This window comes from Microbispora sp. NPDC088329, assembly GCF_040685655.1.
Lineage (GTDB): Bacteria > Actinomycetota > Actinomycetes > Streptosporangiales > Streptosporangiaceae > Microbispora.
Map to the genome: position 1 here is coordinate 88662 of NZ_JBFBIP010000003.1, position 15989 is coordinate 104650.

The window sequence follows — 15989 nt, forward strand, 5'->3', positions numbered from 1 at the left end:
CGGTCACCCCGTCCCGCCCGCGCGGTGTCGCCCGACGGTCACCTGCGAACGGCCGCCCCCCGGGCGGGCGTCTACGGCGCCGGAGTCTTCAGGGCGGGCCGCCCCAGCGTGATCTCCGGATGGTGGGCCAGATAACCGGTGGGGAAGGTGGTCACGGTCCCGCAGCCGCATCCGGGACAGACCATCCCGGACCAGGGCGGCTGGACGGCCGCGTCGTCCCGGGTCCAGACGACGAGGTCGTCACCGTGCTCGTCGCGCCCGCGGTGGACGACGTACTCCTCCGCCCAGACCCGCAGGCAACGCAGGCACTCGAACGGCCACGTCTCCCTGGTGCTGGTTCGCTCCCGCACCGGTACCACCCCCGAACTCGCGCCCCCCGTCTATGAGTCTCGGCATCGGGCCAAATCACCGCAAGTGGCGACAAGGCCACGCTGGGTAATGATTGGCCAGCCGGGCCGCCGCCCGTCACACCATTTCGAGCAGCTCGTCGACCAGGCCGAGTGCCAGCGTCTTGTAGCCCACGGAGTCGAACAGCACCGTGATCCGGTCCTGCTCGCGGCTCATCACGATCCCGTGTCCCCACTCGGCGTGCCGGACGTTCGCGTGCATCGGGAACGGCCCGTCGCCGGCCTCCGGCGGGGTCACAGTCCCGGAGCGGCAGGTGTCGCAGTCGCCGCACGACCGCTCGTACGGCTCGCCGAAGTACTCGAGCAGGAAGCGGCGGCGGCAGCCGGTCGTCTCCGCGTAACCGCGCATCATCTCGAGCCGGGAGTCCTCCATCCGGTGCCGCAGGTCGTCGATCTCGACGGCGCGGGCGGCGGCCTCGTCCGGCGGCGGGCCGTCCGGCGCGTAGCTCAGGGCGCCGCCGTGGGTGACCTCGACCGCGCCCGCCCGCTCCAGCAGGTTGACGTGCGAGGTCAGCCTGGCGGCCCCGACGCCGAGGAGCTCGCGCAGATCGGCGGCGGCCACCTCGCCCCCGTGCTCGTGGACCAGCGTCGCGACACGCCGCATCAGGGCCTCGTCCGCCCGGCCCGCGGAGAAGAACTTGCGCAGCCCCAGGTCCTCCGGCCGGTAGAACAGCACGGCGTCGGCGGGGTTGCCGTCACGGCCCGCCCGGCCGATCTCCTGGTAGTAGGCGTCGAGCGACTCGGGGGGCGCGGCGTGCAGCACGTAACGCACGTCGTGCTTGTCGATGCCCATCCCGAACGCCGATGTCGCCACCACGGTGTCGAGGTCGCCGTCCTGGAACCGCTCGTGGATGCGGCGGCGGTCCTTCGTCTTCATCCCCGCGTGGTACGCCTCGGCCCGGCGGCCCCGCTCCTTCAGCAGTTCCGCGTACTCCTCGGCCTGACGCCGCGTCGCCACGTAGACGAGCCCGACGCCGTCCAGGCCGGCGGCGTGGTCGGCCAGGGTCCTGCGCTTGTCGTCGTCACTTGTGAACCGGTGGACTTCGAGGTGGAGGTTGGGCCGGTCGAATCCCCGTACGATCTGCTGCGCCCCGGTCAGGCCGAGCGACTCGACGATCTCCTCGCGCACCGTCGGCGCGGCCGTGGCCGTCATCGCGATCACGGGAGGATGGCCCAGACGCTCGATGACCTTGCCCAGCCGCAGATACTCCGGCCGGAAGTCGTGGCCCCAGGCGGACACGCAGTGCGCCTCGTCGACGGCGATCAGGGAGGGCCGGGCCTCGGCCAGCCGCTCGACCACCTCGGGCTTGGCGAGCTGCTCCGGCGACAGGAACACATACTCGGCCTGGCCCGCCGTGACCTGGTCGAGCCCCGCCTCGACCGAACCGGCCGAGTTGACCGCCACCGCGCCCGCGGCCCCCGCCTTGAGCAGGCCCATGACCTGGTCGCGCTGCAGGGCGATGAGCGGCGAGACGACGACGGTCGGGCCCTCGAGGAGCAGCCCGGGCACCTGGTAGACGGCCGATTTGCCGCCGCCGGTCGGCATCACGAGCAGCACGTCGCGCCCCGCGAGCAGGAGCTCCATCGCCTCCTGCTGACCCGGGCGCAGCTGCTGCCAGCCGAAGGCCTCCCTGGCCGTGGCCCGCAGGCGTCTGCTCCTGCGCCCGAAACGGCGGCCGAAGCGGCCCCCGGCCCAGCCGCTGGCCCAGCTTCCCGACCAGTCCCTCGACCAGCCGCCCCCCGTCCCGCCGAGCCTGTCACCGGTCCTTCCGCCGGACAGGCCCCCGTACCTCTGCCTGACGCTCATGCCACCGCACTCCCTCGCCTGGTCGGCCTGCAACTACCCGAGGGAAAAGGGGCGAACCGGAATAGCGTCACCTCGTGGACGTCGCGCCGGACTGAGCCGTGCGGGCGAGTGGATCTCCCCGGTACGGACGGTAGCGTCGGGGGCATGCGACTCGGAGTCCTGGACGTCGGTTCCAACACGGTGCACCTGCTGGTGATGGACGCGCATCAGGGTGCCCGGCCCATACCCGCGTTCTCCCACAAGGAGGAGCTGCGGCTGGCCGAGCATCTCGTCGACGGCGACAGGCTCAGCGAGGAGGGCGCGGCGCGGCTGGGGGCCTTCGTACGCGAAGCGGCCGGCATCGCCGAGGACAAGGGCGTGGAGGACCTGGTCGCCTTCGCCACGTCGGCGGTCCGCGACGCGGTCAACGGCGAGGACGTGCTGGCCCAGATCAAGGCCGAGACGCGGGTGGACATCCAGGTGCTGTCGGGGGAGGACGAGGCCAGGCTGACGTTCCTTGCCGTACGCCGCTGGTTCGGCTGGTCCTCGGGGAGGCTGCTGGTGACCGACATCGGGGGCGGCTCGCTGGAGATCGCCTCCGGCATCGACGAGGAGCCCGACGTCGCCGTCTCCCTCCCGCTCGGCGCGGGGCGGCTCACCCGCGACTGGTTCACCGCCGACCCGCCGGGTCCGGAGGAGATCCGCGCGCTGCGGCGGCACGTGCGCACCGAGATCGGGCGGACCGCCGGGGCGGTCGCCAAGTACGGCAGGCCGGACCACGCGGTCGCGACCTCGAAGACGTTCCGCCAGCTCGCGCGCATCGCGGGGGCGGCGCCGTCCAGCGAGGGCCCGTACGTCAAGCGGACGCTCACACACGAGGCCCTGGCCGAGTGGACGGCGCGGCTGGCCGCGATGACGGCGGCACGCCGGGCGGAGCTTCCCGGAGTGTCGGCGGGGCGGGCCGCGCAGCTGCTCGCCGGCGCGGTCGTCGCGGACGCCGCGATGGACCTGTTCGCGTTGCCGGTGCTGGAGATCTGCCCGTGGGCGCTGCGGGAGGGTGTGATCCTGCGCAGGCTCGACGGCCTGCCCATGGGCAGGCCCTCGCTGGCCGATCAGTAAGGTATGAGAGTCATCCAAACGGGGCAAGGCACCAATATCCGGCAACTTTCGTTCCTCTACGTGGCAGGTGATCTTCCGCCGGCCACCGGAGTGCCGTAATCGGGGTCGACCTCTGGAGGAATCTCAATGGTGGAGCTGCTGGGAGCCGTGGTCTCCCTGGCGGCGGTGGCGGTGCTGGTGCTCGGAGCGGTGGTGGTGATCGCGATCGCGACCCTCGTCTGGCTGGGCGCGATGGCGGTGAGCACCGGGCGCGAGCCCTACGGACGGGTGGCCCCCGTCCCGGCGGGCACGGGCACGGACGGGCGCGGGCGGGACCTGCGGGCCGCCGAGTCCGGAAAGACCGGTGCGCCCGCGAACGGGTCCGCCGGCGCGTCCGGCAAAGCGCCCGCCAACGGGCACGTCAACGGGTCCGGCGACGGACACGTGAACGGGCTCACGGCGGGCCGGGGCGCGGACCTCAAGGTCCGGGCCGTCGCCGCTTCCGCGCGCCGCGCGTAGCCGCGGCCCACACCGGTGCCGGCGTCCCCGTCAGGTCTTCCCTGGCGGGGACGCCGTCGTTGCGGCCGTCTGTCGCCCGGGATGCCGTCAGCGGCTCTCCCCACTCTGGCCGGACAGGGTGTTGACGAGCTCGGTGAGGTGGGCGACCTGACTCTCCAGCCCGCGTACGCGTGCCTCGAGCTCGGACAGGGTGGGGGCCTGGAAGCCGTCGGCGATCTGCCTGCTCATCGTTCCTCCCGAGCGGGACCGGCCGGGGGAGACCGGTGTAGGGGTGCAGGACTGAGGGTCGTGCGGGACGTGGGTCTCTATTCCCCGAATATGAGATTTGGCACCTCTTCTCAGGGAGGGATGATGGAAGGGTGAAGGTCGTCGTGCTGGCGGACACCCACGCTCCCCGGCGCTGGAAGTCCTGCCCGCCCGCGGTCGCCGGGCACCTGCGGGGGGCGGACCTGATCCTGCACGCCGGAGACGTCTGCACCGCGGACGTCCTGGTGGAGCTGTCCGCGTACGCCCGGGTCCATGCGGTGCTCGGCAACAACGACGGACCGGACGTCGCCGCCTGGGGCGCCCCCGAGACGCTCGAACTCGACCTCGGCGGCCTCCGGGTCGCGATGATCCACGACAGCGGCCAGGCCGCGGGGCGGACCGCCCGGATGCGGCGCCGTTTCCCGGAGGCCGGCCTGGTCGTCTTCGGCCACTCGCACATTCCCATGAACGTGACCGGCGACGGAGTGCGGGTGTTCAATCCCGGCTCGCCCACCGACCGCCGCCGTCAGCCGCACGGCACCATCGGAATACTCGACGTCGAGGGCGGCCTGCTGCGGCGCGCCGAGATCGTCCCCGTCACCTGACGGAGGTCTGCTCGAACCGCTCTGTCATCCGAGACGGCGGCCGTGGCCGGCGACGACGAGGGTGTGGCGCTCGTAGCGGTCCGGCCGGCCCGGTAGTTCGCGGGGGAGGTGCCGACATGGCGGTGGAAGGCCGCCCGGAAGGGCAACCGGCGCCTGGCCGCCGCCCGCCACCAGCAGCTGCCCGACCTGCTGTGCCTGATCGACCTGGTCAAAGCCGACGACCGCGCCGGGCAGTTCATCGACATGGTGGTCGAGACGACGGACTATGCGCGGGCTGTGGAATGGAGCAGGTCTGACTCCTGGGCGGGCGTGCCTGCGTTGCAGGGCTGGGTGCCGGGATTGCGGTAGAGGGCCAGCAGGCAGCGGCCGAGCGCCTGCTGGCCGAACGCGTTGGGGTGCATGGCCTCCTGCTGGTGTCCCTGGCTGATCTTCGCGCCGGCGGTGCCGTACCGTACCCATTCCATCGTGTCGCCCAGTTCGGCGGCGTCGTCCAGCGGGCCGGCTTGGCTTGTGCCCTGCTCGCACAACGCGTGGCCCTCTACGGCGCCCAGCATGCTCAGGAACTCCGCACCGGTCGCGGTGGCGACCCCTTGCAGCATGACGTCGATCGCGGGTGCCAGGGTGTCGTGCATCAGGTCGAAGTCGGCGTCCCACAGCGGGCAGCCGCCCACAAGCGTACGCATGGTGGCCTTGCCGCCGCCGCCCTCGCTGTAGCGCACCCGGGCCGGGGAGGGCACCGGAGAGGGATAGGACTGCAGGATCAGCCGGTATCCGGCGGAACGGGCCGACGCCTGGCTCATCACCTGGCGGATTCTCTCCACCGCCAGGGTCACCTGTTGCTCCACCGCCGGTAGCGCGGCGAGAAACCGATCGCCCTCGCCTGTGGAGGCGCAGGAGCGCTTGTCGCCCGCCATGTACAGCGCGGCGCAGCGACGCAGCATCCCGGACAAGTTCAGGTCGTTGCCGCCGATCGACAGCACGATCACCTTGACCTGCCGGGTGGCGGCAACCTGCGCAAGCAGTTCGGCTTGGGAGGCGGTGTTCTCCTTGAACGCCTCGTTGATGACATGCCGGGTCTCCGCCCCTGAACAGGCCAGGTTGACCGGGGTGAGCCCGGCCTGGCCCAACCCGGTGATCTCGGCCACGTCGGAGCGGTGACATCCGGTGCCCTCTTCGTGCACGGCCGTGCCGTCGTACACCCGCTGGGGGTCGTAGTAACAGATCAAACGCTTGCGGTAAGCGGCCCGGTCGGTCCCGCCGCGGGTGCAGCCCGCAGCGGCGGACACCGTACTGTTGCCCCACCACCGGCCTGCCTCGCCGGAGATGAAGCTGTCCCCCAAGGACACCGCCACCTGCTCGGCTGCCTGAGCTTGGGCGGGTGCGGGAACGGCCAGGGCCGTGGCGCTCAGCGCCAGGATTGCCAGAACCCGACCGGCATGCCCGGCACGGCGCACGTGGCGGGGGCGGCGGGGGGCGGCGGGAACGCTGCGGGGATGCTGCGGGACGGTGGCGCTCACTGCTGTTCCTTTCACGGTGCGTGGGATTCAGCCGGCCGACGGCCATGCTCTCCATGGCCCTTCACCTGCGCGAGCAGAACCTCAGCCTGCGTGTACATCGCCAGCCGGGTTGTCATCACCAAGGGCAGGAAGAAGGGCCGGCACCCGTACCCGGTCACCGTCCTGCGCCTGCTCCACGAGCACGACACCACCGCGGCGTCGGTCGAGGGCTGACCAGCCTGTCGGTGCGGGCCGGGCGACATCGGCCGCTCCGCGGGGGTCGTGATGGCCAGGGCGCCCGAATGCGCGCTTCAGGAGAAGACGACGGAGCGCACCAGCAGGCGCTCTGAAGCACCTGCGCCGGGGCGCAGGCTGTAGAAGACATCTCCCATACAGCCGGCATCGAGGAAGACCGTGGCCGTTGAGTCGGTCAGATTCTTCGGCGCGTAGGCGGCCGACGTGCCGTCAGAGCCAGCCCCCTTGATGTCGATACATCTCCCGCTCTCGGGGTCGTTGAAGAAGCCGATGGCGTCGTACCCGTCGGCGGTCTTGTAGGAGTAACGGAACTGGCCCGTGGCGGCCGATGCGGAGCCGGGAACCGCCAGAACCAGCATGAGGGCGCCGCCGGCGGCGGCCACGGCAGAGTGCAGACGCATGGATCCTCTTCCCGAAACGATGGCAACACTGTGTGTAATCATTAGGTCACAGTGAGTGTTGGTTGTCGAGCGCGTGCCTCGCTCGCGGGGGACGGGACGGCCATGACATACGCCGCCGCGCCCGCACCCTGGACCCGCCTTCGGGTGGTCCCCTCCCGATCCGCCAGGCACTGCCGCCCAAGGCTCGCGCAGGGAGAAGGGTCTTTGGGGTCGTGGCACCGATCCGGAGACGTGACGGGGGAGATGCTCAAATATCGTCTGTCGGCCGGTGGGGGGTGGCCTGATCGTGCAATGGGTGATGGTTCCGCCGGTGCGCCAGTGCCGCACCGGAGCAGTGGAGCCGTCCGCCGAACTGCCCCTGAGCTGGTATTTCGCCCTGCTGCAGAACACCGTCCGGGATGGTGTGGCCGCTGCGGCTGCCGACCTCCCTCGTTATGCAGAGGTCAGGACCCAGCGAAACCTCGAGCGTGGACCTGTGCCGGGGCCCGACCGAGATGAAGCCGAGACAGGCAGCTGTCACCTGCCCGGTAGTGACGCACGCCTGCAAGCGTTGATTACTTAGAGTTGCAATTCTGAAACTCAGAGTGATTGACGTCTTGGGTTGGAGGATCATGCCTGTCCCCGTGCAGCGCATCCTGGCGGCCATCGCGGGGCTCCTGGCCACCACCCTCGCCGGCGGGAACAGGCCGGGACACCCGCGCCGAGGTCCTGATCGAGGAAGCGCTCACCCCGCTTGCCGGTGGACCCCACCCCAAAAGGAGGCCCTGGCTGTCATCGCCCGAACCCGCCCCGACCAGTCGCTTTCCATCCCGGCTGCCCCTGTCGCATCCCGCACCTGACAACCGACCAGTCACCGGCAACGAAAGGACCACCGTGCGCATCAGCACTGCCACCACCGTCGTCCTCGCAGTCACCACCTGCCTGACAGGCGCTCTGGCCCTGGGACCGGCACCGGTTTCAGCCGCGCCGACCCACGACCAAGACGTGATCAACAAGACCAGTGGCGGGCGGCTGGCGCTGTTGGGCGACAGCACCGCCGAGGGTGCGACCGCCATCACCCTGCGCGACCCCGCATGGAACTACCGCACCGAGGTTTGGGAGGACGACTCCACCTGGCAGGCCGATGGGACCGGCACCTGGACCACCGTCCTGAAGAACCGAGCCGCCAACAAGTGCCTGCAGCCCGCAGCCGCCGCCCCCCAGCGCGGCACCACCATCATCGTGAAGACCTGCGACGGATCCGACCTGCAGAAGTGGATCCTGCAGGGCGAGAGGGTCGACGGGAAGTACACCGGCTGGTGGATCTGGCGGCCGAAGGTCAACAAGAACCTGGCCATGAAGCTGAACAGGTACAACGACGGCAGCTGGGACACCTTGCACCTGGACACCGCCTACCCCAGCTCCGACCGCCTGTGGCGCATCGCCCCCAACGACGCGCCCTGGCACCTCTGAGAGCCCCGCTCGCCCTGGCGCGCTCCCGGTCCTCCCGGATCTCGAAGTCCATCGCATCCCCTCACCTGGGGTGGTGCGACGACCGCGAGAAGGAGAGGACCGGGGCCGCTCTGGGTCGGCCGCCCGGGGCGAGGACAGCGTCAACACCGCGACACATGCCTCACACGCTCGTAGCGCTCGGCCCCGGATCGCCGAGGTAGCGCAGGACGGCCAGCACCCTGCGGCTGTAGCCGGGGTCGCGCGGCAGTTCCAGCTTGTCCATCAGCCGGCGAGGAGCCTGGCCGCGTAGGTCTTCTCCACGTACTGCGACAGTACGAGCACGCCGACTCCCGGGTGGCGCGTGCGGATCTCCAGAGCCGCGCGCAGCCCCTCGTCGGTGTGCGTCGGCGGCATGCGTACATCGATCACCGCCACGTCCGGCGGATGTTCGCCGATCGCCTCCAGCAGCGCCTGCCCGTCGCCCACGGCGGCCACGACGTCATGCCCGGCGTCGGCGAGCAGGCGCGTCAGTCCCTCCCGGAGCAGCACCGAGTCGTCGGCCAGGATCACCCGCATGGAACCTCCTTGGGCAGCGTGGCCACGATCCTGGTGGGCCCGCCCAAAGGGCTGTCGACGGTGAACGTCCCGTCCAGAGCCCGGACGCGCCTGGCGAGCCCGGACAGCCCTCCACCGGAGGGGTCGGCGCCTCCCGCGCCGTCGTCGGAGACCGCCACGCTGACGGCCTGCTCGTCCTCGTTCACCACGACCAGGATGTCACGGGCGCCCGCATGCTTGATCGTGTTGCTGATCGCCTCGCGTACGACGAAGTACAGGGCGGTCTCGATCTCGGAGACGGGCCGTTCGACCAGTCCGTAGCGTATGGTCACCGGCACGGCGGACCGCTCGGCGACGCCCGCGAGAGCGGCACGCAGCCCCAGCTCGTCGAGGGCGGTCGGATAGACCCGCCAGGCCACGCTGTGCAGCTCGTCCAGGAGACGGCGTGACTCGGTGTAGGCCTGGGCGACCAGCTCGCCGGCCTTGGCAGGGTCGGCGGCGTGCTGAGCGCGCCCCAGCAGCATGGCCAGGGCCATGCCCCGCTGCTGGACGCCGTCGTGCAGGTCGCGCTCGATCCTGCGGCGCTCGTCGTCCACGGCGCGGACGATGTCCGACCGAGTGGCGGTCAGCTCGGCGATGCGCCGGCGCATGCGCTCCTGAGTGCTTGGCCCGAGGAACCGGTCGGTGAGCAGGCGCTCCGCGGCGCCGGCGGCAAGGGCCCCGCCCAGGGTCAGTACGAGCAGGAAGCCGCCCGCCAGCAGCCCTACGACGCCGATGTTCGTGACCACCTTCACACCGGGGAAGTCGACCGGCACGGACGGGCTTTCGCGGGTGAGCAGGTCCCACACCCCGCCGAAGACGAGCAGGCCGCCGAAGGACAGTCCGGCGGCCACGCCATATCCGGTCACGAGCCCGTAGGCGGCGCGCACGGCGAGGAAGCCGTACCCGCCACCGGCCGGAGCCGTCCGGTGCCCCAGCCATGTGGTGAGCCGTGCTCGTTCGAGTGCCAGCAGCCGTTCCGCGATCCGGCGGCAGGCGGGCCTCGCGGCAGGAATCAGGCGGACCGGGCCGGCCACGCAGAGGAACACCAGGGGAGATCGGCAGGACGGCACGCGGCACCCCCGTGATCGAGCACGGCGGAGATCTGTTCACCTCCACAGCTCACCAGCTGCTGATGCCGAGCTCCGGGTACGGCATCGCCGTCATGGCCAACACGGGCATGGTCTACTCCGACGCGCACGCCCTCATGACCGGCATCGTCGCCATCATCGAAGGCGGCACTCCCCAGGTGCCCCCCGGGCAGCCCTTGATCCTCACCGACGTGTTCTTCGCACTGCTGACCCTGATCACGATCGGGCTTGGGGTACGGGGCACAGTACGTGCCCGGCGATGGGCCGCGCGCCGTGCGGGACGGCAATTTGGCGGCTGGCGCCCTACCTGGTGCCGATCGGGTTGTGCGCGACGATCGTCCCGATCCATCGCATATTGGCGCATGGCCGCGACGCCGCGTGGGTCCAGTTGGCCTACCTCTATCCGACGTTCATGGTCTGGCTGGTGACGGCCGCGGCCGCGGGCCTCGCAGTGATCGCCGTACGTCTCTGGGGCGCGGCGCGGCTGCGGCGGCGATGAAGCGTGCGCGGCGCCCTTCAGCCCCGGCTCGTGGCCAGGATCCGGCGTCCGCGCTCCGGCGTGATCAGGCGGGCGGCCCGGGGGTCGGCGAGCAGGGCGATCGGTGCGAGATGGTCCTCATGCAGCGGCCGCCAGTGGACGAGGGCGTCGAGCAGGCGCGGCCAGGCGTCCTCGCCGGCGTCGAGAGCGGCGTGCGCGGCCACGTCGAATTCCGGATTGCCGAAGCAGACCCGGAACTCCGGCTCCTCCCGCCGCGCCTGACGACGGCCGAGCGAGCGCTCGGCCCGCTGCACCCCGCGGTCTCGTCGGAACCGGTATGTGACTCGCCGTGACCCGCGGCCTCGTAGTGACTCATAAATGGAACCGGAGCCGGAGCGGCCGGCCTGTTCGGGCTCAGCGGGCAGCAGCGGACGGACCTGCGCGCCGAACAGGCCCTCGTCGATGGTCCACGACCCGGTGCCGCCGCTGGTGGGCAGCAGGTGCAACGGGTGGTAGCTCTCTTCCCGCAACAGGACCCGCATCTGGAAGTACAGGAACGAGGCGCGGTCGCGGCCGAAACGCTTGGCCTGCTCGAACACGGCCAGCGGGCGGTCCACCTCGCCGCGCAGGCTCGCCAGCCGGGCGTCCTCGATCTTGGCGTCCCACTCACGCTGAGTCTCACAGGAAGGGCCTTCGAGGGCGTGGAACCGGGCGAAGAAGTCGTACATCTTCTCGTAGAACGAGCCGTGCCGTTCGGGACCCCTGGCCGTCCAGGTGAACATGTCGTAGGCCGCCCATTCGCCGCGCTCGTCGACGTCGCCGGAGTCGAGGTAGACGACGCCGGCGTCCGCCGCCAGGGAGACCAGCAACAATCGTGCCGCCAGGGATTCTTCGTCCTCCCCGTGCCAGTCGGCACAGACCTCGGCCCACAGCGGCTCGAGATCGGCCAGCCAGCCGATCCGCTCGGTGCCGCGCAGGCTCCAGACGAAGTTGCCCGCGTCCCGCCATCCGTTGGTGACCAGCAGGAACTCCCGCAATGACGGAGGCAGCACGCATCCCAGACGCGCCTCCAGAGCCCGCACCTCGTCCTCGGTGGCGGGCGGAAACCCAAGCCAGGAGTCGGCGTCCGGCTCCTCGCCGGGGTGGGCGACGCGCCAATCCTCGCTCCAGCGCCGGAGGAACGGCGTCCACGTGTGACGGTCCACGACAGGCTCCTACGTCGGGTGATGCGGTCCCGCGAATCCCATCAGACGCCACCGACATCGAGCCCGCCGCGCAGTCCGCCGCCCGCGAGACGCGCGGGCGCGGGCGGCATATGACCTGCCTAAGGGGCGTACGGCGGGGCATGGGGCCGGTATGAGAGACAACAGACCACAACCCGACCCGCGTTCGCGGTTCGAGGACGAAGGCATTCCGGACCTGCAGGAGGGCACCCCCGGGCAGCAGTGGGCCGAGGACCCGCAGGAGATGCCGCTGCCCGGCGACCGGCCCCTGGGCCTCGACGAGTACGGCACCACGCCCAGCGAGATGCGCGAGGGCGAGTCCCTCGGTGGGCGCCTGTCCCGCGAGATCCCCGACGCGGACGTCCGGTTCGGCACGGAGCCGGGCACGGCGGGCGGCGAGGCCGACGTCCTCGGCGAGGGCGGCGACCAGCCGTACGAGAGGTACGGGACCGGCACCGGCGATGAGGCGGGCGGCTACGGATCCGGCGACGCGGCCGACTACGCGACCGCGAATCCGGACCAGCCGGGCAGGTACGGCACCGCGGAGCCCGGCCGGGCCGGGCGGCTCGTCGATCCCGACGGCGGCATGGGCGTGGACACCGAGAAGGACCTGATCGCCGAGGACGTGGGGCCCGACCTCGGCGGCTACACGGCGGAGGAGCAGGCGATGCGCGTGGAGGACGAGACACCGTAGGAGGAGACGCCATAGGAGGAGGCGGCGGCGGCCGCGACGCCGGGCCGCCGCCGGCGACCTGCTTGGGGTGCCCGGTATCGGCCCGTGCGGTTCCTCACGCGTCGGCTCTCGCGATCGCGGTCGACTTCGCCCGCGCCCGACGACCGGTTCACGGCGACGGCGGAGACCGGGAAGCGCTGCACCTACGGGCGGCCCATGTGCCCCGGAGAGACGTGGTACATCCGCGAACAGCCCCCGGGGCCGCCGCCCGTCTCGGCTGCCACGCCCGACAGCAGAGGCACATCCTGAGCAGCGCCAAGCCGTGCGACGGGCCCTCATCCCGCCGCACGCCGTGAGGGCCGGGAAAGGAGCCGCGAAAGGACCTCACATTCGTTACGCTGCCCCGATGGCGGGAGTTGAGGAACGGCGGCACGAGTGGCGGGTGCCGCGCAGGATCGTTGCGCTGAAGGCCGCCGGCACCGCGCTGTGCGGCGCGGTGGCGATCGCGGGCGACGGCGCGCTGCTCTTCCTCGCCGGCGTGGCGGCCCTGGGCTTCGGGCTGCTGACCGGCCGCGACCTGGTCGCGCCGGTGCGGCTCGCGGCGGGGGAGGACGGTCTCGTCGTCAGCGGGCTCGCCGGCCGCGAACGCATCTCCTGGAACGACGTGGACCGCATCCGGGTGGACTCCCAGCGCCGCTACGGCCTGACGGCCGAGCTGCTGGAGATCGACGCCGGCGAGCAGATCCACCTGTTCAGCCGCTTCGACCTCGGCGAGCCGGTCGTCGACGTGGCCGAGAGGCTGATGCGGCTGCGGCCCTGATCCCCGCCGGTGCCCGCCTGAGCGTGCGGAACGGTGCAAGCCGATCGCAAGCGTGGGAGCCTAGGGTCCGATCGTGTCACAAACCGCTCTCGTCACACTGATCCTGTCGGGTCTCGGACTCGTCTTCGGCCTCATCGGTGGCGCGTTCACGATGAACGCGCGGGAGTTCCGCCGCCGGGCGCAGCGCACCCGCGGTCTCGTCGTGGGACTGCGGGCGAGCCGGTCCGACGACGGGACCTCGTACTACCCGAGGATCCGGTTCACCACGATGTACGGCCAGCAGGTCGAGGCCGAGACCACCTATGGGAGCAACCCCCCGCCCGCCCGGCCGGGTGAGGAGGTGCCGGTGCTGTACGACCCGGCCAGGCCGACGCGGATCCGCATCGACAGCGCGGCGGGGAGCGGCACGCTCCTCGGCGGCATCTTCCTCGCGGTCGGCGTCGTCCTGTTCACCGCGGGGGCGGGGGTGGCGCTGGCCCAGACGTTCTGAGCCGGGCCGTCCCCGCCCCTCAGGGCGCCGTCAGCCCGTGACGCAGGCCGTCCCGTTCAGGGTGAAGGCGGTGGGGCCGGCATTGGCGCCGCTGTAGGACCCCTGGAAGCCGAAGCTCGCCGTGCCGCCGCCCGCTCCGATGGTCGCGTTCCAGGTGGCGTTGGACGCGGTGACCTGCTGGCCCGACTGGGCGACCGTCGAGTTCCAATAGCCGGTGATCTTCTGGTTGCCGGCATAGGTCCACTGGAGCCGCCACCCGTTGACCGGGCTCGACGACCTGTTGGTGATCGTCACGTCCGCGGTGAACCCGCCGCCCCAGTCGTTCACCTTGTACGTCACCACGCACCCGCCGGACGAGGTCGACGGGCTGGCGCTGGGGGACGGGCTGGGCGACGGCGAAGGGGAAGGCGACGGAGAGGGAGACGGAGAGGGAGACGGGGACGGGCTGGTGCCCGCGTAGGTCAGCCCGAACCCGTACTCGAACAGCGCCTGCTTGCCGTCCCCGGCGTTGATCGGCTGCTGGTCGGCGCTGCGCATCCAGGTCATCGGCAGCTTCGCGGTGGGGGCGTGGTCGCCGAACAGCACGTCGGCCACGCCGCGGCCCTCGGTGCCCGGCAGCCAGGCCGCCACCAGCGCGTTCCACTGGTCGATCTGGCCCGCGATGTCCAGCGGCCTGCCCGAGACGAGCACCACGACCAGCGGCACGCCGGACGCCTTGAGCCGCTGCAACGTCGCCAGGTCGGTGGAGTCGAGGCCCATCGACCCGGTGCGGTCGCCCTGGCCCTCCGCGTACGGCGTCTCGCCCACGACGGCGATCGCGGCGCGGTAGGAGGAGTCGATGCCGCTGCCGTCGCGGTTGTAGGTGACCTGTGTGCCGGAGCCGACGGTGTCGCGGATGCCCTGCAGGATCGTGGTCCCCTGCGTGATGTTCCCGGACGAGCCCTGCCAGCTGATCGTCCAGCCGCCGCTCTGGTTGCCGATGTCGTCGGCGCTCTTTCCGGCCACGAAGATCTTGCCGCCGCTCTTGCCGAGCGGGAGCACGTTGCCCGCGTTCTTCAGCAGGACCAGCGACTTGCGTACGGCCTCGCGGGCGACGGCGCGGTGTGCCGCGCCGCCCACGGTGGAGGTGTAGGAGCGGTCGGTCAGCGGCTTCTCGAACAGCCCCAGCTCGAACTTCTTGGTGAGGATGCGCCGGTTGGCGTCGTCGATCCGCGACATCGCGATTCGCCCGGCCTGCACCTCCTGCTTCAGCAGCGAGACGAACTTCTTGTAGTCGGTCGGCACCATCACCATGTCGACGCCCGCGTTGACCGCCGTGGTGATCTCGTTCGCGGTGAAGCCGGTCTGGCCGTCGAGCTGGTCGATGCCCGCCCAGTCGGTGACCACGAAGCCCGTGAAGCCCAGCTCGCCCTTCAGCACGTCGGTGATCAGGTACTTGTTGCCGTGCATCTTCACGCCGTTCCAGGAGCTGTAGGACACCATGACGGAGCCCACGCCCCGCTCGACCGCGGCCTTGAACGGCGCGAGGTGGACGGCCCGCAGGTCGGCCTCGCTGAGCTCGGTGTTGCCCTGGTCCCTGCCGCCCGTGGTGCCGCCGTCGCCCACGTAGTGCTTGGCGGTCGCGAGGATGGAGGCGTTCCCGGCCTTCTGGAAGCCGTCCACGATCGTCGTCATCTGCGTGACGAGCTGCGGGTCCTCACTGAACGACTCGTAGGTGCGGCCCCAGCGGTCGTTGCGGGCCACGCACAGGCAGGGCGCGAAGGTCCAGTCGATGCCGGTGCCCGCCACCTCCTCGGCCGTCGCCCGCCCGACCCGCTCCACCAGATCGGGGTCGCGGGTCGCGCCGAGCCCGATGTTGTGCGGGAAGATCGTGGCGCCGACGACGTTGTTGTTCCCGTGCACGGCGTCGATTCCGTAGATCATCGGGATGCCGAGCGGAGTGGACAACGCCTGCCGCTGGAAGTTGTCGTACATGTCGGCCCAGGACGAGGCGGTGTTGGGCGAGGGCGCCGACCCGCCGCCCGACAGGATCGAGCCGAGCCGGTACGTCGCCACGTCGGAGACCGTCGTCAGGGCCGACCGGTCGGCCTGGGTCATCTGCCCGACCTTGTCGTCCAGCGACATCCTGGACAGCAGGTCGTCCACCCGCGCCGCCGCCGGAAGGCTCGCGTCCTTGTAGGGGGCGTCCGCCGCCCGCGCGACCTGGTGGTCGGCGGCGAAGACGGCGCTCAGCGCCGCGGCGAGCAGCGCCACGAGCGCGGTGATCCACACGGGTCTCAGCCGGGATGTCATCGGTCCTCCCTTGGAATTCCTGCCGACCGTAGGAATCGGCGGGAATTCGGGTCAATCGATGCGACTCCCGGACACTCGCCACCA

At 71.1% G+C, this 15989-nt stretch carries 17 protein-coding genes and 1 pseudogene; 9 read left to right on the plus strand and 9 right to left on the minus strand.

The genetic code is table 11. From position 1 onward, the window contains the following. Positions 1-71: 71 nt before the first annotated feature. Together AB0O28_RS07665 and AB0O28_RS07670 are read right to left on the minus strand one after the other, a co-directional pair. Positions 72-350, minus strand: a complete 279-nt coding sequence (locus AB0O28_RS07665; protein ID WP_363637433.1) for a hypothetical protein — start codon at positions 348-350, stop codon at positions 72-74. Positions 351-465: 115 nt separating this feature from the next. Then, entirely contained in the window at positions 466-2214 is a 1749-nt protein-coding gene (locus AB0O28_RS07670) for an ATP-dependent DNA helicase RecQ (protein WP_363637435.1), read from the minus strand. Between the two features lie 144 nt (positions 2215-2358). On the opposite strand from AB0O28_RS07670, the gene AB0O28_RS07675 reads away from it, so the two are divergent. Beyond that, positions 2359-3312 (plus strand): Ppx/GppA phosphatase family protein, encoded by a 954-nt coding sequence (locus AB0O28_RS07675; protein WP_363637437.1) that lies wholly within the window; start codon positions 2359-2361, stop codon positions 3310-3312. Positions 3313-3438: 126 nt separating this feature from the next. Continuing rightward, positions 3439-3810 carry a hypothetical protein gene (locus AB0O28_RS07680; RefSeq protein WP_363637439.1) on the plus strand — a complete coding sequence of 124 codons (372 nt, stop codon included), beginning with the start codon at positions 3439-3441 and terminating at the stop codon, positions 3808-3810. Between the two features lie 87 nt (positions 3811-3897). Here the strand turns inward: AB0O28_RS07680 and AB0O28_RS07685 are convergent, their stop codons facing one another. Next, positions 3898-4038 (minus strand): hypothetical protein, encoded by a 141-nt coding sequence (locus AB0O28_RS07685; RefSeq protein WP_363637441.1) that lies wholly within the window; start codon positions 4036-4038, stop codon positions 3898-3900. Positions 4039-4169: 131 nt separating this feature from the next. Between AB0O28_RS07685 and AB0O28_RS07690 the strand changes: the two genes are divergently transcribed. Then, complete coding sequence (locus AB0O28_RS07690) at positions 4170-4661, plus strand: metallophosphoesterase family protein (protein ID WP_363637443.1); 492 nt, start codon at positions 4170-4172, stop codon at positions 4659-4661. Between the two features lie 263 nt (positions 4662-4924). On the opposite strand, the gene AB0O28_RS07695 is transcribed toward AB0O28_RS07690, so the two are convergent. After that, entirely contained in the window at positions 4925-6178 is a 1254-nt protein-coding gene (locus AB0O28_RS07695; protein ID WP_363637445.1) for a hypothetical protein, read from the minus strand. A gap of 90 nt (positions 6179-6268) precedes the next feature. Here AB0O28_RS07695 and AB0O28_RS07700 point away from each other — a divergent pair, with 90 nt between their 5' ends. After that, complete coding sequence (locus AB0O28_RS07700; protein WP_363637447.1) at positions 6269-6391, plus strand: hypothetical protein; 123 nt, start codon at positions 6269-6271, stop codon at positions 6389-6391. Positions 6392-6468: 77 nt separating this feature from the next. Here AB0O28_RS07700 and AB0O28_RS07705 read toward each other — a convergent pair whose 3' ends face one another. Next, positions 6469-6813, minus strand: coding sequence for a hypothetical protein (locus AB0O28_RS07705; protein ID WP_363637449.1), 345 nt, complete (start codon positions 6811-6813; stop codon positions 6469-6471). Positions 6814-7686: 873 nt separating this feature from the next. On the opposite strand from AB0O28_RS07705, the gene AB0O28_RS07710 reads away from it, so the two are divergent. Further along, positions 7687-8265 (plus strand): hypothetical protein, encoded by a 579-nt coding sequence (locus tag AB0O28_RS07710; RefSeq protein WP_363637451.1) that lies wholly within the window; start codon positions 7687-7689, stop codon positions 8263-8265. 264 nt (positions 8266-8529) lie between these two features. Here AB0O28_RS07710 and AB0O28_RS07715 read toward each other — a convergent pair. Both AB0O28_RS07715 and AB0O28_RS07720 read right to left on the minus strand, forming a co-directional pair. Next, positions 8530-8820: pseudogene (locus tag AB0O28_RS07715) on the minus strand (response regulator transcription factor); the annotation flags it as partial. Further along, complete coding sequence (locus tag AB0O28_RS07720; RefSeq protein WP_363637453.1) at positions 8811-9911, minus strand: histidine kinase; 1101 nt, start codon at positions 9909-9911, stop codon at positions 8811-8813. The gene AB0O28_RS07720 and the pseudogene AB0O28_RS07715, both read right to left, overlap by 10 nt. Before the next feature lie 277 nt (positions 9912-10188). Between AB0O28_RS07720 and AB0O28_RS07725 the strand changes: the two genes are divergently transcribed. Further along, positions 10189-10428 carry a hypothetical protein gene (locus AB0O28_RS07725; RefSeq protein ID WP_363637455.1) on the plus strand — a complete coding sequence of 80 codons (240 nt, stop codon included), beginning with the start codon at positions 10189-10191 and terminating at the stop codon, positions 10426-10428. A gap of 17 nt (positions 10429-10445) precedes the next feature. Here the strand turns inward: AB0O28_RS07725 and AB0O28_RS07730 are convergent, their stop codons facing one another. Then, positions 10446-11612, minus strand: a complete 1167-nt coding sequence (locus tag AB0O28_RS07730; protein ID WP_363637457.1) for an SMI1/KNR4 family protein — start codon at positions 11610-11612, stop codon at positions 10446-10448. Between the two features lie 151 nt (positions 11613-11763). On the opposite strand from AB0O28_RS07730, the gene AB0O28_RS07735 reads away from it, so the two are divergent. The 3 genes from AB0O28_RS07735 to AB0O28_RS07745 all read left to right on the plus strand — a co-directional run bounded on the left by AB0O28_RS07735 (position 11764) and on the right by AB0O28_RS07745 (position 13613). Further along, positions 11764-12324, plus strand: coding sequence for a DUF5709 domain-containing protein (locus AB0O28_RS07735; RefSeq protein ID WP_363637459.1), 561 nt, complete (start codon positions 11764-11766; stop codon positions 12322-12324). Positions 12325-12709: 385 nt separating this feature from the next. Continuing rightward, complete coding sequence (locus tag AB0O28_RS07740) at positions 12710-13123, plus strand: PH domain-containing protein (RefSeq protein ID WP_363637461.1); 414 nt, start codon at positions 12710-12712, stop codon at positions 13121-13123. Between the two features lie 73 nt (positions 13124-13196). Next, on the plus strand, positions 13197-13613 hold the full coding sequence (locus AB0O28_RS07745; protein ID WP_363637463.1) for a DUF3592 domain-containing protein: 417 nt from the start codon (positions 13197-13199) through the stop codon (positions 13611-13613). Positions 13614-13643: 30 nt separating this feature from the next. Here AB0O28_RS07745 and AB0O28_RS07750 read toward each other — a convergent pair whose 3' ends face one another. After that, positions 13644-15905 carry a glycoside hydrolase family 3 N-terminal domain-containing protein gene (locus AB0O28_RS07750; protein WP_363637465.1) on the minus strand — a complete coding sequence of 754 codons (2262 nt, stop codon included), beginning with the start codon at positions 15903-15905 and terminating at the stop codon, positions 13644-13646. Positions 15906-15989 lie beyond the last annotated feature (84 nt).